The following is a 16261-nucleotide window of genomic DNA, read 5'->3' as shown; positions in this document are numbered from 1 at the left end:
CGAGTCGGCAGAGTCGGCGACGCGGGGAGGTCAGCTGCCGTGAGCGCCGGCGGCCAGCTCCGCCCCCAGGGCGGTGAGGTCCTTGATCGCGGCATCGGAGTCGCCGTCGGGACGCATGAGCGTGCGCACGAGCGCGGAGCCGACGATCACGCCGTCGGCGTACTCGGCGATCTCCGCGGCCTGCTCCCGTGTCGAGACGCCGAGCCCCACGCAGACCCGCGGCTCGCCGCCGGCCTCGCGCGTACGGGCGACGAGCCCGCGGGCGTGGCTGTCCACGGCCGTGCGGGCACCGGTCACGCCCATGGTGGACGCCGCGTACACGAATCCGCGGCATACACCGGCGGTCATCCGCAGCCGGACGTCGGTGGAGCTCGGCGCCACGAGGAAGACGCGGTCGAGCCCGTGCGCGTCCGAGGCCGCGATCCACTCGCCGGCCTCGTCCGGGATCAGGTCCGGGGTGATGAGCCCGGCACCGCCGGCGTCGGCGAGGTCGCGGGCGAACCGGTCCACGCCATAGCGGTACACGGGGTTGTAGTACGTCATGACGAGCACCGCGGCACCGGTCGCCGCGACGCGCTCGACGGCGTGCATCACGTCCGCGGTCCGGGTGCCGCCCTCGAGCGCGGCCTGGGTGGCGCGCTGGATGGTCTCGCCGTCCATGCCGGGGTCGGAGTACGGCAGGCCGAGCTCGATGACGTCGGCACCGGCGGCGACGAGCTCGCGCGCGGCCCGGACGGACGTGTCGAGGTCGGGAAAGCCGACCGGGAGGTAGCCGATGAGTGCGGCACCACCGCGGGCCTTCGCGGCGTCGATGGCGGCGGCAGTCCGGGAGGTGGCGGCCGTGGTCGAGTCGGTCGTCGTCATGCTCACTTCTCCACGCTGCCGGTCGCCTCGTACCCCGCCGCGTCCACCGCGCCGGTCTTGGCCTCGTCCTCGGGCCCTGCGGCGACCGGGACGTCGCCGTCGTGCTCGTCCTCGTCAAGCAGCTTGAACCACGCGGCCGCGGTCTCGACGTCCTTGTCCCCGCGCCCGGACAGGTTGACGAGGATGGTGGGCGCAGGCTCGCCCGCCGCCTGGGCCTCCAACCCGAGGCGGACCGCACCGGCCAGGGCGTGGGCGCTCTCGATCGCCGGGATGATGCCCTCGGTGCGGCACAGCAGCCGGAACGCCTCCATGGCCTCGCTGTCGGTGACCGGCTGGTACTCCGCCCGGTGGATGCTGGCGAGCCAGGAGTGCTCGGGGCCGACGCCGGGGTAGTCCAGCCCGGCGGAGATCGAGTGGGACTCGACCGTCTGCCCGTCCTCGTCCTGCAGCAGGTAGGTGCGGGCGCCGTGCAGCACGCCCGGGGTCCCGCCGGTGATGGAGGAGGCGTGCCGGCCGGTCTCGACGCCGTCCCCGGCGGCCTCGAGGCCGACCAGGCGCACCCCGTCGTCGTCGAGGAAGGCGTTGAAGATCCCGATGGCGTTGGAGCCGCCACCCACGCAGGCGCACACGACGTCGGGCAGCGCCCCGGTCAGGTCGAGGACCTGCTGACGGGCCTCCTCGCCGATGATCTTCTGCAGGTCGCGCACCATGGCCGGGAACGGGTGCGGGCCGGCGGCGGTGCCGAAGATGTAGTTGGTGCTCTCCACGTTCGTGACCCAGTCCCGGAACGCCTCGTTGATGGCGTCCTTGAGGGTGCGCGACCCGGTGGAGACACCGATGACCTCCGCGCCCAGCAGACGCATCCGGGCGACGTTGAGCGCCTGGCGGCGCATGTCCTCCTCGCCCATGTACACCGTGCAGTCCAGGCCGAGGAGTGCCGCGGCGGTGGCGGTCGCCACACCGTGCTGGCCGGCCCCGGTCTCGGCGATCACGCGCTTCTTGCCGACCTTGCGGGTGAGCAGGGCCTGGCCGAGGACGTTGTTGATCTTGTGCGACCCGGTGTGGTTGAGGTCCTCGCGCTTGAGGATGATGCGCGCGTCACCCGCATGTGCGGCGAAGCGGGGCACCTCGGTGATGATGCTGGGCCGGCCCGTGTAAGTCCGGTTGAGGTGGTCCATCTCGGCGAGGAAGCCCGGGTCGACCCGCAGCTCCTCCCACGCCTGGGTGAGGTCATCGAGCGCGGCGACCAGCGCCTCGGCCACGAACCTCCCGCCGAACTCCCCGAAGTACGGGCCGGTCGCCGCGTCGAGCCGCTCGGGCGGGGCGCCCGCGGCGTCGGTGGTGCTCACTTACGTCCCGCCCGGATGGACGGGTGCGAGCCGGCAGCGACCATGTCAGCCACGGCCTGGCGCGGGTTGCCCTGGGTGACCAGGGCCTCCCCCACGAGAACGGCGTCCGCGCCGGCGCGGGCGTAGTCCAGGACGTCATGCGGGCCGCGCACACCGGACTCGGCCACCTTGAGCAGCCCCGACGGGACCACGTCGACCACCTGGGCGAAGACGCTGCGGTCCACGGTCAGGGTGTGGAGGTTGCGCGCGTTGATGCCGACCACCCGTGCGCCGGCGTCGACGGCGCGGCGGGCCTCCTCACGGTCGTGCGCCTCGACGAGCGCGGTCATGCCGAGGGAGTGCACCCGCTCGACGAGCGAGGTGAGCACCTCCTGCTCGAGCGCGGCGACGATGAGGAGGACGAGGTCGGCGCCGTAGGCGCGCGCCTCCCAGACTTGGTAAGGGGTGACGACGAAGTCCTTGCGCAGCACCGGGATGTCGACGGCGGCGCGGACTGCCGCGAGGTCCTCCAGCGACCCACCGAAGCGGCGGCGCTCGGTGAGGCAGGAGATGACGCTGGCGCCGCCCGCCTCGTACTCCGCGGCGAGGCCGGCCGGGTCGGCGATATCCGCCAGTGCGCCCTTGGAGGGGCTCGACCGCTTGACCTCGGAGACGATGGTCACCTCGCCGTGCTCGCCACGAAGGGCGGCGACCGCGTTCTTCGCGCCGTCCCGACGGGTGGCCATCTCCTTGAGGACGTCCAACGGTCGGTGCGCCTCCCGCTCGGCGAGGTCCTCCCGAACCCCGGCGACGATCTCTTCCAGCACGGTCACGGCGCGCTCTCCCCTCGTTGTCCTGCGGCCCATGGTAGGCGGCCCCACCGACACGCCTGGACCATGTCCAAAGGACGGCTGGCGCCGGGCTGTGCGGGCAGAACGAGACAAATCAAGCGCCGAGCGTCAGAACGAGAACCCCGGATCGGAGCTGCTGAACAAGATCACCGCGCCGATGATGAGCAAGAGCAGGAGCAAGAGCAGGAGCAAGAGCTGCACGGCGCCGACGACGATGCCCGCCACACCCATGCCGCGGTTCGTCGCACGCCCCGCGGCAGCGGCGCGCACCGACATGATGCCCACGACGATGCCGACGATCCCGCCGATCGGGGCGACGAGATTGACGCCCGGGATGAAGGACGCGACGACGCCGACGATCGCCGCGACGAGCGCGATCACGCCGAGGTTGTTCTGTTCGGTGCTCGCGCCACCCCACCCGTACGGTGACGGTCCGGCGGCGCCGTACACCGCGGCACCGTACTGGCCGGGCCCGTACTGCCCGGCGTTGTAGCCGGGCTGCTCGCCGAACGGCGGCTCGCCGGCCGCGCTCATCAGGCGGAGTACCAGTCGCGCCCGTCCTGGCCGACCGTGACGGGGGCAGGCTGGCCCAGCCCCATCCCGCGCATGACCATGCTGACCACGACCGACCCGACCGCCAGGATGACGCCGATGATGATGACCACCATCTCGGACAGCATCAGCCCCAGCGCGGTGACGAGGAAGCCGAGGCACACACCCCACATGAGCACCCACGCGGCCTTGGTCCGACCGTGGTTGGTGAACGGTGCGGCGGGCGGCAGGGTGTAGCTCTGTGGCTCCGGGGTCTGCGGCATGGTCTTTCCCTTCGGCGGACACGGCGATAGGCCTTCACCTTAGCGGTACCGCGCGGATTTCCCGGTGCGCGCCACCGCCGTGACCCGCCCTCTCAGGAAAGGGCGGGACCGCCGGGTGCGGAGCCGTCCGGGTCACGACCCGACGGGTCCTCGCCCCGGCCGAGGGCGTCCCAGTCATCCATCGCCCGCGTGCGCGCGTCGCTCGCCTCGCTCGACGCCGAACGGGCCGATGGCGCAGCCGGCCGTTCGAACCGCCGGCCGGCCGCCTGCCACCGCCCGGCCGCGACGAGCGGCACGAGCCCGAGCACCGCCAGGCACGCGGCCACCACCAGGGCGACCCACGGCCACAGGGTGACCCGGGGCTCGCCGGCGAGCTGCGGCACACCGCTGAGCTCCGCGGCAGCGGCGACCGCGGGCGCCGCCGGGTCGCCCAGCACACCGGCCACAGCCGTCCCGGCGAGCACCGCGGCACCCAGCAGCGCCACACCGCCGACGGCGGCACCGACCCGGCGCCCGATACCCACCGTCACGGCCGCGGCGCCGACCACGAGCCCGGCGGCGGTCAGGGCCGGTGTGGCGGCGGCGCCGCTGACGGCGATCTCGCGGACGTCGATGACGGTGCGGACCGACGCCTGCACCCACGGCAGGGCACCGACCGCGAGGAGCGCCGCACCCAGCAGCAGGGCGAGCACGACCACGGTGCGCCGGCGGGGTGGCCAGGTCACGCCGTCGTCCTCACGCCCTGCCGACCGGCTGCGGCGCGGACCCGACCGGACCCGCTCCCACCGGCCGCAGCCCTGCCGCGACCTGGATCGCCCGGACTGCGGCGGCGGCCTTGTTGCGGGTCTCCTCGTACTCGGTGGCCGGCACGGAGTCGGCCACGATGCCGGCCCCGGCCTGCACGGACGCCTGCCCGTCGCGGATGACGGCGGTGCGGATGGCGATGGCCATGTCGAGGTTGCCGGCGAGGTCGAAGTAGCCGACGACGCCGCCGTAGATGCCGCGGCGGGCCGGCTCGAGGTCGTCGATCAGCTCGATGGCGCGCGGCTTGGGCGCCCCGGACAGGGTGCCGGCCGGGAAGGTCGCGGTGAGGCAGTCCAGCGAGGTGACGCCCTCGCGCTGGCGGCCCACCACGGTGGAGGAGATGTGCATGATGTGGCTGAACCGCTTGACCTCCATGAGGTCGACCACCTCGACCGTCTCCGGCCGGCACACCTTGGTGAGGTCGTTGCGGGCCAGGTCGACGAGCATGACGTGCTCGGCGATCTCCTTGGGGTCGGCAAGCAGCTCCTCGGCCAGCGCCCGGTCCTCGGCCGGGCTGGTCCCGCGGGGCCGGGACCCGGCGATCGGGAATGTGGTGACGGTGCCGTCCTTGACGTGCACGAGCGTCTCGGGGCTGGAGCCGACGACGGCGAAGGTGCCCGGGCCGTCCGCGGCGGGCGGGCCGTCGGGGTCGGCGAGCTGGAGGTAGTACATGTACGGGGACGGGTTGATGGTCCGCAGCACCCGGTAGACGTCCAGCGGGTCGGCGACGCAGTCGATGTCGAGCCGCTGGGAGAGCACCACCTGGAACGCCTCACCGTCGTAGATCGCTTGCTTGGCGGCCAGGACGGCGCTCTCGAAGTCCGCCCGCGGCGTGCGGAACCGCAGCTCCGGCTCCTGGACGGGCACCCGCACGGCCGCCGCGGTGGTGGTGGGCCGAAGCAGCGCCGCCTCCATCGCATCCAGGCGCGCGACCGCGTCGGCGTGCGCGGCGTCGAGCCGGTGCTCGGTGTTGTCGAAGTTGACCGCGTTGGCGATGAGCCAGACCGACCCGTCGTGGTGGTCGACGGCGGCCATGTCGGTGGCCAGGCACAGCGCCACCTCGGGGGTGTCGTGCTCGACGGGTGCCTGCACCCGCAGCGTGGGCTCCCACTGGCGCAGCACCTCCCAGCCGAGGGTGCCGACCAGCCCGCCGGTCAGCGGCGGCAGGCCCGCGATGGCCGGGGTGCGCAGCTCGGCGAGGGTGGTGGCGAGGACCTCGAGCAGGGGGCCGGCGGCGGGGACGCCGACCGGGACGTCGCCGTGCCAGACGGCGTGCCCGTCCCGGCTGGTCAGGGTCGCCCGGGAGGCGACGCCGACGAAGGACCACCGCGACCAGGCGCCGTCGTGCTCGGCGGACTCGAGGATGAACGTGCCGGGGCGACCGCCCGCGAGCTGGCGGTACAGGCCGACCGGGGTGACGTCGTCGGCTAGCAGGCGGCGGACTACCGGGATGACGCGCCGGTCGGCGGCCATCTCGCGGAACTCCGGCAGGGCCGGCCAGGTCTCGCCCCACTCCACGCGCGGGGTGGACAGGTAGGTGGTCTCGGTGCTCATGCGTCGGTCCCGGGGGTGTGGCCGACGACGGCGCCCAGGTCGCCGCCGGCGTCGAAGCAGGTGCGGGTGCCGGTGTGGCAGGCCGCACCCACCTGGTGGACCTTGACCAGCACGGCGTCGCCGTCGCAGTCCAGCGCCACCGCGCGCACGTGCTGGGTGTGCCCCGAGGTGTCACCCTTGCGCCAGTACTCCTGCCGGGAGCGGGACCAGAAGGTCACCCGCCCGGAGGTGAGGGTGCGGTGCAGGGCCTCGTCGTCCATCCAGCCGACCATGAGCACCTCACCGGTGTCGTGCTGCTGGATGACGGCGGAGATCAGCCCGTGCTCGTCGCGCTTGAGGCGGGCGGCGAGGGCGGGCTCGAGAGGGCTGGTGGGCACCGGTCGATCTTGCCACGGCGGCGCGACGACCTGCCGCGACGTCTCGCCCCCGCCACCCCTCCGGCGAGATGTCATCTCGAGACGTCATCTCCTCCGCGAGATGTCATCTCCTCGGCGAGATGTCACCTGATCCGCGCGCTGCCCTGCCCCGGCTGCGGGTCGGGATCGCCCGCGAAGTGGTCGAGAAACCTCTCGACCGTCTTCGGGCGGCCCATGACCTCGACGTCGGCCGCCGTCCGGCGCCCGGAGGCGTGCAGGGCGAGCTCGACCGGGTCGCCGGTGAGGACGACGGCGTCGGCGGCGCGCCGCACCACCGCCCGCGGCCCGCCAGGGACGGCGAGCACCACACCGACCGGACTGCGGCGGTACCCGAGCTTGGCGAACGGTGCCAGTCGCGCCCAGATGGCCCGTACCTCGTCCGGCGGCAGGACGCGCGGTTCGGCCGGCTCGTCGCCGCCGCGGCGGACGTCCTCGTGGTGGATGACGTACTCCAGGAGGTGGGCCCCGTCCCCGGGCCACGACACGGGGTTGGCCGCGCTCATGCCGCCCGCGAACCGCTGGAGCAGCGCGGCGTATCCCGCGGGCGTCCGCGCCCGCTCGACCAGGGAGCCAAGGAACACCTCCCGGCCAGGGGGCCGCCGAGCCGCCAGCTCCACCGCGTTCCGCACAGGCCGGTGCTCACGCAGCACGAGGTGGGCGAGCAGGTGCCGCACGGTCCACCCTTCGCACAGCGTGTCGGCGTCGGGATCGGCGTCGCGAAAGGTGTCAACGAGCGCGGCGCGCTCGGTCTCCATCCAGGTCATGGGCCCTCCGGGTGTTGGTGGACGGTCAGCGGACGGCGATGCCGGCGGCGCGCATGTGGGCCTTGACCTCGGCGACCGTCAGGGTGCCGAAGTGGAACACCGACGCGGCGAGCACGGCATCGGCCCCGGCGCGGGCGGCCTCGGTGAAGTCCTCCACCTTGCCCGCCCCGCCCGAGGCGATCAGCGGGACGCGCACCTGGTGGCGGACGTCGCGCAGCATGGTCAGGTCGAAACCATCCTTGGTGCCGTCGGCGTCCATCGAGTTCAGGAGGATCTCGCCGGCGCCGAGCTCGGCGCCACGCACCGCCCACTCGACCGCATCGATCCCGGTCCCGCGGCGGCCGCCGTGCGTAGTGACCTCGTAGCCCGACGGCGTGCGGGTCTCCCCCGTGCACCGGCGCGCGTCCACGGACAGCACGATGACCTGGTTGCCGAACCGCTCGGCGACCTCGCTGAGGAGCTCGGGGCGGGCGATGGCCGCGGTGTTGATGCCGACCTTGTCCGCCCCGGCCTTGAGGAGGCGGTCGACGTCGGCCACGGAACGCACGCCGCCGCCGACGGTGAGCGGCACGAAGATCTGCTCGGCGGTGCGCGAGACGACCTCCATGGTGGTCTCGCGGGCCTCGGCCGAGGCGGACACGTCGAGGAACGTGACCTCGTCTGCGCCCTCTCGGTCGTACCGGCGGGCCAGCTCCACCGGGTCGCCGGCGTCGCGCAGGCCCTGGAAGTTGACGCCCTTGACCACCCGGCCGTCGGCGACGTCGAGGCACGGGATGACCCGGACCGCCACACTCATCTCGCTGTCCCTCTTCCCGGCCGTCCGTGTCGGCCAGGACGAGATTATCCCGGCAGGTACCGTCAGCCGACATGACCGCCCGCCCGCCGGACCCGCCATCCGACCCCGTCGGTGCCGTGACCGCGCTGGTGCAGGTCGCCCTGGCGGGCCACGTGGGGCCCGGCCCGTTGGTGCTCGGGATCGACGGCCGCTCCGGCTCAGGGAAGTCCGAGCTCGCGCGGGGGGTGGCCGCCCGGCTGGCTGAGGTGCTCAAGGTGGCCCAGGCCGACGGCGGCGTCACCACCCTGGCACTGGAGGACTCCTACCGCGGCTGGGACGGGCTGCGGGAGGGGCTGGAGGTCGTGGTGGCCGGGATCCTTGCCCCGCTGACACGCGGACGGCACGGTCGGGCGGTTCGCTACGACTGGGTAACCGGTGCCCTCGACGGCGAGCTGCTCGTACCCGCACCGGGCGCCCCGATGCCCCGCGTGCTCGTGGTCGAGGGGTGCGGTGCCGGCTCGCTGGTGTGCGCACCCTTCCTCGACCTGCTGGTCTGGCTCGACGCGCCGGAACGGGTGCGGCGGCACCGGGCGCTCACCCGCGACGGAGGCGGCTGGGCCCACCTGTGGGACTCGTGGGCGGCACAGGAGCAGGCCCTGCTGGACGAGCGGGACGCCCGGGTGGCCGCGGATCTGGTGCTGCGGACCGGGTGAACGCCGCTCAGTCGAGCGGCGTGGCCTCGGTGTCGGCGGGGGCCGGCGTCGGCTCGGACTCGGACGGGTCCGGCGTCGTGTCCTTCCCGGCCGAGCCCGGGGGGTTCTCCACCACCGAGTCCGTGTCACCGCCGGAGGTGGCGAGCACGTCGACGACCAGCACGAGCGTGTCGGTGCCCCGGGCCTGCGCCGGTGGGATGACGAGGAGCACCTGCGAGCCGACCGTCTGGTCGAGCAGGCCGTCCCGCAGACCGGGGATCGTGTCCCCGAGGACCAGGGTGCGCGGGACCTTGCCCGCCGCCCACGTGGAGTCGTAGAGCTCGCCGGACTCCCACGCGACACCGGCGTACTGGACGGTGACGTCCTGACCGGGGCGCACCTGTCCGCCGTCGCCGCGCAGCAGCGGCTGGACCACCAGCTGGTCCGGCGGGTCGCCCTCGGGCAGCGTGATGGTGGGCGTGCCGTCCTCGGCGACGGTGACCGTCGGCAGGCCCTCGGCGGGCTTCACCGGCTCACCCCGGGCGGTGGTGTACCGGACGTCGATGACGAGCACCAGCATCCGGTCCGTGCCCGCCTCCTCGACCGGCTGGCGCACGAGGAGACGGCTGCCCTCACGGGCGCCGACGAGCACCGGGTAGAGGTCCGCGCCGACGTCCTCCGGGGTGAGCGTGAGCGTGCGGACCTCGCCGACCCCCCGGTTCTCGACCAGCCCGCCGTCGTCGCCGTCGTACGCGGTCAGCGTCAGGACCACCGGCTCGTCCGCGGCGAGCTCACGCCCGTCCCCCTCGATGATCGTCTCCACGGAGGACTCGGTCAGCGGCAGCGGCGGGGTGAACGTGACCACGGGCACCGAGCCGAACGCGCCGGAGACGCCCACCTCGGGCGCCTCCTCGGGCGGCTCCTCGCTCGTGCAGGCGGTGAGCAGGACCAACAGCACGGCCGCGAACCACGCGGCTAGCACGCGGGATGCTCGCCGGGACGGGGCCGGAGTTCGCTGAACCACGAAGGGCAGCCTACGTCGCGGTGACCTGCGTCGGCCCCACCGGTCGGCAGGTGACGTGCCCCGCGCGATCTCGGGGCCGCCGTCAGGCCTGCAGCGCCGCCATCAGGGCGTCGACCCGCTCATCGACCGGGGCGAACGGGTCCTTGAGCACCACCGTGCGCTGGACGGCGTCGTTGATCTTCAGATGCACCCAGTCCACGGTGACGTCGCGGCGCCGTTCCTGCGCCCGGGCGACGAAGTCGCCGCGCAGCTTCGCGCGGGTGGTCGGCGGCGGCTCGGTGACGGCGGCGGCGACCTCGTCGTCGGTGGTGATGCGGGCCATGAGACCGCGGCGGGCCAGCGTGGTGGCCAAGCCCCTCGTGGGCGAGATGTCGTGGTACGCCAGCGAAAGGCGGGCCACGCGGGGGTCGTCGAGGGCAAGGGTGTGCTTGCTGCGGTACCGCTCGAAGAGCCGGGCCTTGATCGCCCAGTCCAGCTCGGTGTCCACCAGCGAGGGGTCCGCGTCGCGCAGCGCCCGCAGGCCCCGCTCCCACAGCTCGAGCACGCGGCGCTGCACGCCGGTGAGCCCCTCGGTGAGGCCCCGGGAGTCGAGGTAAGCGGTGACACGCGTGAGGAACTCCTCTTGGATGTCCAGGGCGCTCATGCGCCGGCCGGTGGCCAGCTCGACCGGCACCGTGCCGGTGGTGTCGTGCGAGATCTCCCGGATCGCCCGCATCGGCTCGGCCAGCGCGAGGTCTCGCACCCGCACACCGTCCTCCAGCATGCCGAGCAGGAGGTCGGTCATGCCCACCTTGAGCATGGTCGTGGTCTCCGCCACCGAGGAGTCGCCCACGATGACGTGCATGCGGCGGTAGAGGTCGGCGTCCCCGTGCGGCTCGTCCCGGGTGTTGATGATGGGGCGCGAGCGGGTGGTCGCCGAGCTCATGGCGTCCCACATCTGGTCGGCGCGCTGGGAGAACGCGTAGGTCGCCCCGCCGCCCGCCCGGGCGCGGATGTGGCCGGCGCCGGTCAGGATCTGCCGGGTGATGAAGAACGGCACGATGGCGTCGCCCATCGCCTGGAAGTCGCGGCGCCGGCGCACGAGGTAGTTCTCGTGGCAGCCGAAGGAGTTGCCGGCGGAGTCGACGTTGTTCTTGAACAGGTGGATGGTGCCCGGCACGCCCTCGGCGGCGAGGAGCTGGTTCGCGTCCTCGACCATCTCGTCGAGGATGGCCTCCCCCGCGCGGTCGTTCACGACCAGCTGGTGGACGTCGTCGCACTCCGCGGTGGCGTACTCCGGGTGGGAGCCGACGTCGAGGTACAGCCGCGCGCCGTTGCGCAGGAACACGTTCGACGACCGGCCCCACTGCACGACCTTGCGGAAGAGGTACCGGGCGGCGTCGTCGGCGGTGACGACCGTGCCCGGGTCGCCGCCCGGCGGGGCGGCGCAGGTGATGCCGTACTCCGTCTCGACGCCGAACACGCGTCGGACGGTCACTGGCCGCCCTTCTGCACGAAACCCTGGACGAAGGTCTCGGCGTTGGCCTCGAGGACGGAGTCGATCTCGTCGAGCAGGTCGTCGACCTGCTGGGTGCGTGCCTGTGCCGCGGCGGCGACCGGGGGCTCGGGGTCGATCCCGGGCTCGTCCCGGCGGGTGCTGTGGCGCTGCTCCTGGTGTGCCATGGCGGTGCTCCTCCTCGGGGTCTGCTGTGATCCTACGTTCAGGCGGGCGCGGCGGGCGGGCCGGTGGCCGGGGGCGCGGTCAGGGCCTCGAGCAGCTCGACGGCGGTGCCGGCCCGTTCGAGCAGGGCGCCCACGTGCGCGCGGGTGCCGCGCAGAGGGTCGGTCATCGGCACTCGGACGAGGTGGTCGTGCCCGGGCAGGTCCAGCACCACCGACTCCCAGCTCGCCCCGGCAACCTGCCCCGGATAGCGGGCGATCACCTGGCCGCGAAACCAGGCGCGGGTGTCCGCTGGCGGGGTGCGCATGGCGGTGACGACGTCGGCGTCCGGCACCAGCCGTTCCACGCGGCCGGCGGCGACGAGCCGGTTGAAGACCGACCGCTCCGGGCGAAGGTCCGACCACTGCAGGTCCAGGGCCGCGAGCTTCGGGTGGTCCCACGGCAGGCCACCGCGGCGGCGCATGCCGTCGAGGAGCTGCAGCTTGGCCACCCACTCGACCTCCGCGGCGGCGCCCGCGGGGTCGGTGGCGAGCCGGTCGAGCACGCCCGCCCACCGCTCGAGCACGTCGCGGGTGGCCTGGTCCGTCCTGCCCGCCTGGGTGAGCGCGGCCGCGACGACGTCGAGGTAGACCCGCTGGATCGCCAGCGCGGTCATCTCCCGACCGTCGGCGAGGGTCAGCCGATGGGAGAGCGTGAGGTCGTGGCTGACCTCGGCGGTCTCCCCCACGGGGTTGGCAAGCATGAGGCTGTCCAGCTCGAGGGGTACGGCGTCGGCCTCGAGCAGCCACAGCACCAGGGAGGTGGTGCCCATCTTCAGGTACGTGGAGACGTCCATGAGGTTGGCGTCGCCGCCGATGACGTGCAGCCGCCGGAACTTCCCGGCGTCCGCGTGCGGCTCGTCGCGGGTGTTGATGATGGGCCGGTTGAAGGTGGTCTCCAGGCCGACGTCGTTCTCGACGTAGTCGGCGCGCTGAGACATCTGGAACCCGGCACGCTCGCTGCGCTGGCCCAGCCCCACCCGGCCGGCGCCGCAGAAGATCGGCCGGGTGACGAAGAACGGGGTGAGGTAGCGGATGATGTCGCCGAAGTTGACCTCGCGGCGCACGAGGTAGTTCTCGTGGGTGCCGTAGGCGGCGCCCTTGCCGTCGACGTTGTTCTTGTACAGCACGACGTCGGGCAGGCCGGGGGCCGCGTGCAGGGCGTCCATGGCCCCGCGCATGACGAGCTCGCCCGCCCGGTCCCAGCGGACGGCGTCGAGCGGGTTGGTGACCTCCGGGCTGGAGTACTCCGGGTGGGCGTGGTCGACGTAGAGCCGGGCCCCGTTGGTCAGCACGGCGTTGTTCGCGACGGGCAGCGCGAGCTCGGCCGGGCTGGGGCGGCGCAGGGTGGTGGTGCGCACCCCGCGGGCCGCGGGCACAGACCCGTCGGTTCCCGCGCCGTCGTCACCCTCCTCCGGCGGTGCCGGGTGGTCGGGGTCGTCGGTCAGCTGGGAGGGGTGGGCGCTGGCCCGGTCGAGCCGGAAGCCGCGGGCGTCGGACAGCGGGTCCTCCCCCGCGTAGTCCCAGCGCACGTGGCCGCCGCGGCCGCCGGTCTCCGCGTAGGCGGCGACCACGTGCGCGGAGAGCACCATCGGGTTGGCGCCGGGGTTGCCGGGCTCGATGAGCCCGTACTCGGTCTCGATGCCCATCGGGCGGTGGACGCTCATCGCGATCCCCCGGTCACAGGTAGCCGCCGGCGGGTGTGACGTTGTCGACCTCGCGGCCGTCCACCCGGTCCGGCCCGTGCCTGCCGCCCACGGTGGTGGGCGCCGCGGGCGAAGGCCCGACACCGGCTCCCAGCCCGGGACCGGCCCCCGCGCCCGCTCCGGCGGCCGGCCCCTCGACCGTCACGGCCACGCCCGCGTCGGCGAGGTCGTCGCGGCCAGTGCCGAGCGTGCGGATGTAGGTGATCCGCTCGCCCTTCTTACCGCTCACGCGCGCCCAGTCGTCCGGGTTGGTGGTGTTGGGCAGGTCCTCGTTCTCGCGCATCTCCGCGGCCAGCGCACCGAGCAGGTGGGCGGTGCGCAGGCCCCGGCCACCGGTGGCGAGCAGATCCTTGATCGCCCGCTTCTTCGCGCGGTCGACGATGTTGGCGATCATCGCGCCCGAGGCGAAGTCCTTGAAGTACAGCACCTCGCGGTCGCCGTCGGCATAGGTCACCTCGAGGAACTCGTTGCGTGGCTCCGTGGCGTACAGGGCCGCGACGACCGACTCGATCATGGCGCGGACGGTGGCGTCGGGGTCGCCGTCGTGCCGTGCGAGCTCGGCGTCGTGCAGGGGCAGGTCCGCGGTGAGGTACTTGGCGAAGATCTCCCGGGCGCCCTCGGCGTCCGGGCGCTCGATCTTGATCTTCACGTCCAGGCGGCCGGGCCGCAGGATCGCAGGGTCGATCATGTCCTCGCGGTTGGACGCACCGATCACGATGACGTTCTCGAGCTTCTCGACGCCGTCGATCTCACTGAGCAGCTGCGGGACGATGGTGGTCTCGACGTCGGAGGACACCCCAGTGCCACGGGTGCGGAACAGCGACTCCATCTCGTCGAAGAAGATGACGACCGGGATCCCCTTGACCGCCTTCTCCCGGGCACGGGCGAAGATGACCCGGATCTGCCGCTCCGTCTCCCCCACGAACTTGTTGAGCAGCTCGGGACCCTTGATGTTGAGGAAGTAGCTGCGCGGCGAGGCGGTGTCGGCGTGCCCGTCACGGTCCTCGCGGCGCTGGGTGGCGGTGGTGGCCAGGGAGGTGGCCACCGCCTTGGCGATGAGGGTTTTGCCGCACCCTGGCGGCCCGTACAAAAGCACGCCCTTGGGCGGCTTGAGGCCGTGCTCGCGGTAGAGGTCTGGGTGCAGGAACGGCAGCTCGACCGTGTCGCGGATCTGCTCGATCTGCGGGCCGAGGCCCCCGATGTCGGAGTAGTCGGTGTCCGGGACCTCCTCCAGGAGCAGCTCCTCCACCTCCGAGCGCACCACGCGCTCGATGACGAAGCCGGTGCGCATGTCCGCCGTCAGGGCGTCCCCGACCCGCACATGGGTGGTCAGCAGGGGGCCGGCCAGCCGCATCACCCGTTCGTCGTCGGTGCGGGCGAGCACCAGCACCCGGTCGCCGTCGAGGACCTCCTTGACGGTGACGATCTCTCCGGTGGTCTCGTACGAGCCGGCCCCGATGAGGAGCAGCTGTTCGTTGAGACGCACCTCCTGGCCGGCGCGCAGTGCGCCGAGGGGCACGGCCGCGGAGACGGCGACCCGCATCTTGCGACCGCCGACGAAGACGTCCGCCTCGCGGTCCTCCAGGTGCCCGGTCAGGAAGGTGCCGTAGGAGCCGGGCGGCCGGGAGACGGCGTCGAGCTGATCCTGCAGCTGCACGAGCCGCTGGCGGGCGGTGTCGAGCGCCTGCGCGAGGCGCTCGTTCTTGCTGGCCAGGGAGATCGCCTGCTGCTCGAGCTCACGGGCGCGGGCCTCGCTGTAGCGGTCCGCATCTGCCATGACGGCCCCTTCCTCTTCTCGTCCACCCAGCCTAGGTGCCGCCGGTGACAACGTGATGCGGCCGTTCGCGTGCGGCGGCGCCGGCGTTCGACGGCGGGGTCGTCACTCCTCCGGGTGGCTGAGGAGGTCCTCGTCCTGGGTGTCGGCCGGCCGCACGCCGGGCTGGGAGGCCATCCCGGAGACCTCGATATCCGCGCGGCGGTGGATGTCGCGGCGGACCCGGCGCACCTTCTTGTCCGAGATGGTGCGCTCTCCGACGTCGGACGGCGACCACTCCCCGTCGGGCGAGTACGCCCCCTTCGCGGGCCGGCGGGTGCGCTGCTGCGGCGTCGTGCCGGGTGCGAGCCGGCGGGTGGTGACGAGGAAGCCGGTGTGCGCGACCATCCGGTGGTCCGGCCGCACCGCCAGCCCTTCCAGGTGCCACGTGCGCACCATGGCCTCCCACGCCTGCGGCTCGGTGAAGAGCTCGGTCCCGCGGGCCTCCTCGACGAACCGGCTCAGCTGAGTAGTGGTGGCCACATAGGCCACCAGCACCCCGCCCGGCGCGAGCGCGTCCGCGACAGCCTCGAGGTTCTCCCAGGGGGCGAGCATGTCGAGGACCACACGGTCGACGGTGCCGGGCTCGACGGCGTCGGGCAGCACGTCCGCGAGGTCGCCGACGCGCACGTCCCAGGCCGGGTGCGGGCCGCCGAACCAGGACTCGACGTTGCCGCGGGCGATGTCCGCGAAGTCCTCGCGTCGTTCGACCGAGAGCAGCCGGCCCCGCTCGCCGATGGCCGAGAGCAGGCTCATGGTCAGCCCGCCGGAGCCGACCCCGGCCTCGACCACCCGGGCGCCGGGGAAGATGTCGCCCATCTGCACGATCTGACCGGCGTCCTTGGGGTAGATCACCGCGGCGCCGCGCGGCATCGACAGCACGTAGTCGCTCAGCAGGGGCCGAAGGGCGAGGATCTGGTGCCCGGTGGTGGTGGTGAGGACGGTGCCCTCGGGCTGGCCGATCAGCGCGGAGTGGCGGAACGAGCCGCGCTGGCTCTGGAAGTAGCCGTCGTGGGTGAGCAGGATCGTGTGGAGGCGGCCCTTGGAGTCGGTCAGCTGCACACGCTCCCCCGCCCGCAGCGGGCCGCGACGGTGCGCGGGGCCCAGGGGCAGCTCGGTGTCGGCGGTGGTGGTCGGCTCAGGTTGCTGGGTCACGA

At 73.2% G+C, this 16261-nt stretch carries 16 protein-coding genes and 1 pseudogene; 1 reads left to right on the top strand and 16 read right to left on the bottom strand.

The window, feature by feature from the left end; genetic code table 11:
- Window positions 1-30: 30 nt before the first annotated feature.
- The 10 genes from trpA to hisF all read right to left on the bottom strand — a co-directional run bounded on the left by trpA (window position 31) and on the right by hisF (window position 8192).
- On the bottom strand, window positions 31-864 hold the full coding sequence (trpA, locus tag FE374_RS07485) for a tryptophan synthase subunit alpha (RefSeq protein WP_139927930.1): 834 nt from the start codon (window positions 862-864) through the stop codon (window positions 31-33).
- A 2-nt stretch (window positions 865-866) separates the two neighbouring features.
- Window positions 867-2213: a tryptophan synthase subunit beta gene (trpB, locus tag FE374_RS07480; protein ID WP_139927929.1), complete on the bottom strand. Its 1347-nt coding sequence runs from the start codon at window positions 2211-2213 to the stop codon at window positions 867-869.
- Window positions 2210-3025: an indole-3-glycerol phosphate synthase TrpC gene (trpC, locus tag FE374_RS07475; RefSeq protein WP_139927928.1), complete on the bottom strand. Its 816-nt coding sequence runs from the start codon at window positions 3023-3025 to the stop codon at window positions 2210-2212. Before trpC ends, trpB begins: the two co-directional genes overlap by 4 nt.
- Window positions 3026-3151: 126 nt before the next feature.
- Window positions 3152-3577, bottom strand: a complete 426-nt coding sequence (locus FE374_RS07470) for a hypothetical protein (RefSeq protein WP_139927927.1) — start codon at window positions 3575-3577, stop codon at window positions 3152-3154.
- Complete coding sequence (locus tag FE374_RS07465) at window positions 3577-3858, bottom strand: HGxxPAAW family protein (RefSeq protein WP_139927926.1); 282 nt, start codon at window positions 3856-3858, stop codon at window positions 3577-3579. The genes FE374_RS07470 and FE374_RS07465 overlap by 1 nt, the downstream gene beginning before the upstream one ends.
- A 92-nt stretch (window positions 3859-3950) precedes the next feature.
- Window positions 3951-4583: a Trp biosynthesis-associated membrane protein gene (locus FE374_RS07460; RefSeq protein ID WP_139927925.1), complete on the bottom strand. Its 633-nt coding sequence runs from the start codon at window positions 4581-4583 to the stop codon at window positions 3951-3953.
- A gap of 10 nt (window positions 4584-4593) precedes the next feature.
- Window positions 4594-6216, bottom strand: coding sequence for an anthranilate synthase component I (locus FE374_RS07455; RefSeq protein WP_139927924.1), 1623 nt, complete (start codon window positions 6214-6216; stop codon window positions 4594-4596).
- The gene (hisI, locus tag FE374_RS07450) at window positions 6213-6593 is read right to left on the bottom strand and encodes a phosphoribosyl-AMP cyclohydrolase (RefSeq protein WP_230978505.1); all 381 of its coding nucleotides are present in this window, start codon (window positions 6591-6593) and stop codon (window positions 6213-6215) included. The genes FE374_RS07455 and hisI overlap by 4 nt, the downstream gene beginning before the upstream one ends.
- A gap of 122 nt (window positions 6594-6715) precedes the next feature.
- Entirely contained in the window at window positions 6716-7396 is a 681-nt protein-coding gene (locus tag FE374_RS07445; RefSeq protein ID WP_139927922.1) for a TIGR03085 family metal-binding protein, read from the bottom strand.
- Between the two features lie 25 nt (window positions 7397-7421).
- Window positions 7422-8192 carry an imidazole glycerol phosphate synthase subunit HisF gene (gene hisF / locus FE374_RS07440; protein ID WP_139927921.1) on the bottom strand — a complete coding sequence of 257 codons (771 nt, stop codon included), beginning with the start codon at window positions 8190-8192 and terminating at the stop codon, window positions 7422-7424.
- Window positions 8193-8263: 71 nt separating this feature from the next.
- Between hisF and FE374_RS07435 the strand changes: the two genes are divergently transcribed.
- A complete protein-coding gene (locus tag FE374_RS07435; RefSeq protein ID WP_139927920.1) occupies window positions 8264-8884 on the top strand; it encodes a nucleoside/nucleotide kinase family protein in 621 nt (206 codons plus the stop codon).
- Window positions 8885-8891: 7 nt separating this feature from the next.
- Here FE374_RS07435 and FE374_RS07430 read toward each other — a convergent pair whose 3' ends face one another.
- From FE374_RS07430 to FE374_RS07405, 6 genes and pseudogenes are all read right to left on the bottom strand, one after another.
- The gene (locus tag FE374_RS07430) at window positions 8892-9845 is read right to left on the bottom strand and encodes an FKBP-type peptidyl-prolyl cis-trans isomerase (protein ID WP_139927919.1); all 954 of its coding nucleotides are present in this window, start codon (window positions 9843-9845) and stop codon (window positions 8892-8894) included.
- A 124-nt stretch (window positions 9846-9969) separates the two neighbouring features.
- Entirely contained in the window at window positions 9970-11364 is a 1395-nt protein-coding gene (gene pafA / locus FE374_RS07425; RefSeq protein WP_139927918.1) for a Pup--protein ligase, read from the bottom strand.
- Window positions 11361-11549, bottom strand: a complete 189-nt coding sequence (locus FE374_RS07420; protein WP_139927917.1) for a ubiquitin-like protein Pup — start codon at window positions 11547-11549, stop codon at window positions 11361-11363. Before FE374_RS07420 ends, pafA begins: the two co-directional genes overlap by 4 nt.
- Before the next feature lie 38 nt (window positions 11550-11587).
- Window positions 11588-13252, bottom strand: coding sequence for a depupylase/deamidase Dop (gene dop / locus FE374_RS07415; RefSeq protein WP_139927916.1), 1665 nt, complete (start codon window positions 13250-13252; stop codon window positions 11588-11590).
- A gap of 211 nt (window positions 13253-13463) precedes the next feature.
- Window positions 13464-15068: pseudogene (arc, locus tag FE374_RS07410) on the bottom strand (proteasome ATPase); the annotation flags it as partial.
- Window positions 15069-15170: 102 nt separating this feature from the next.
- Window positions 15171-16259 (bottom strand): tRNA (adenine-N1)-methyltransferase, encoded by a 1089-nt coding sequence (locus FE374_RS07405; RefSeq protein WP_139927914.1) that lies wholly within the window; start codon window positions 16257-16259, stop codon window positions 15171-15173.
- Window positions 16260-16261: the final 2 nt, after the last annotated feature.

It is taken from the genome of Georgenia yuyongxinii, assembly GCF_006352065.1.
Taxonomy (GTDB): Bacteria; Actinomycetota; Actinomycetes; order Actinomycetales; family Actinomycetaceae; genus Georgenia; species Georgenia yuyongxinii.
The sequence above is the reverse complement of the archived record's forward strand: the minus strand, read 5'-3'. Positions and strand labels throughout refer to the sequence as shown.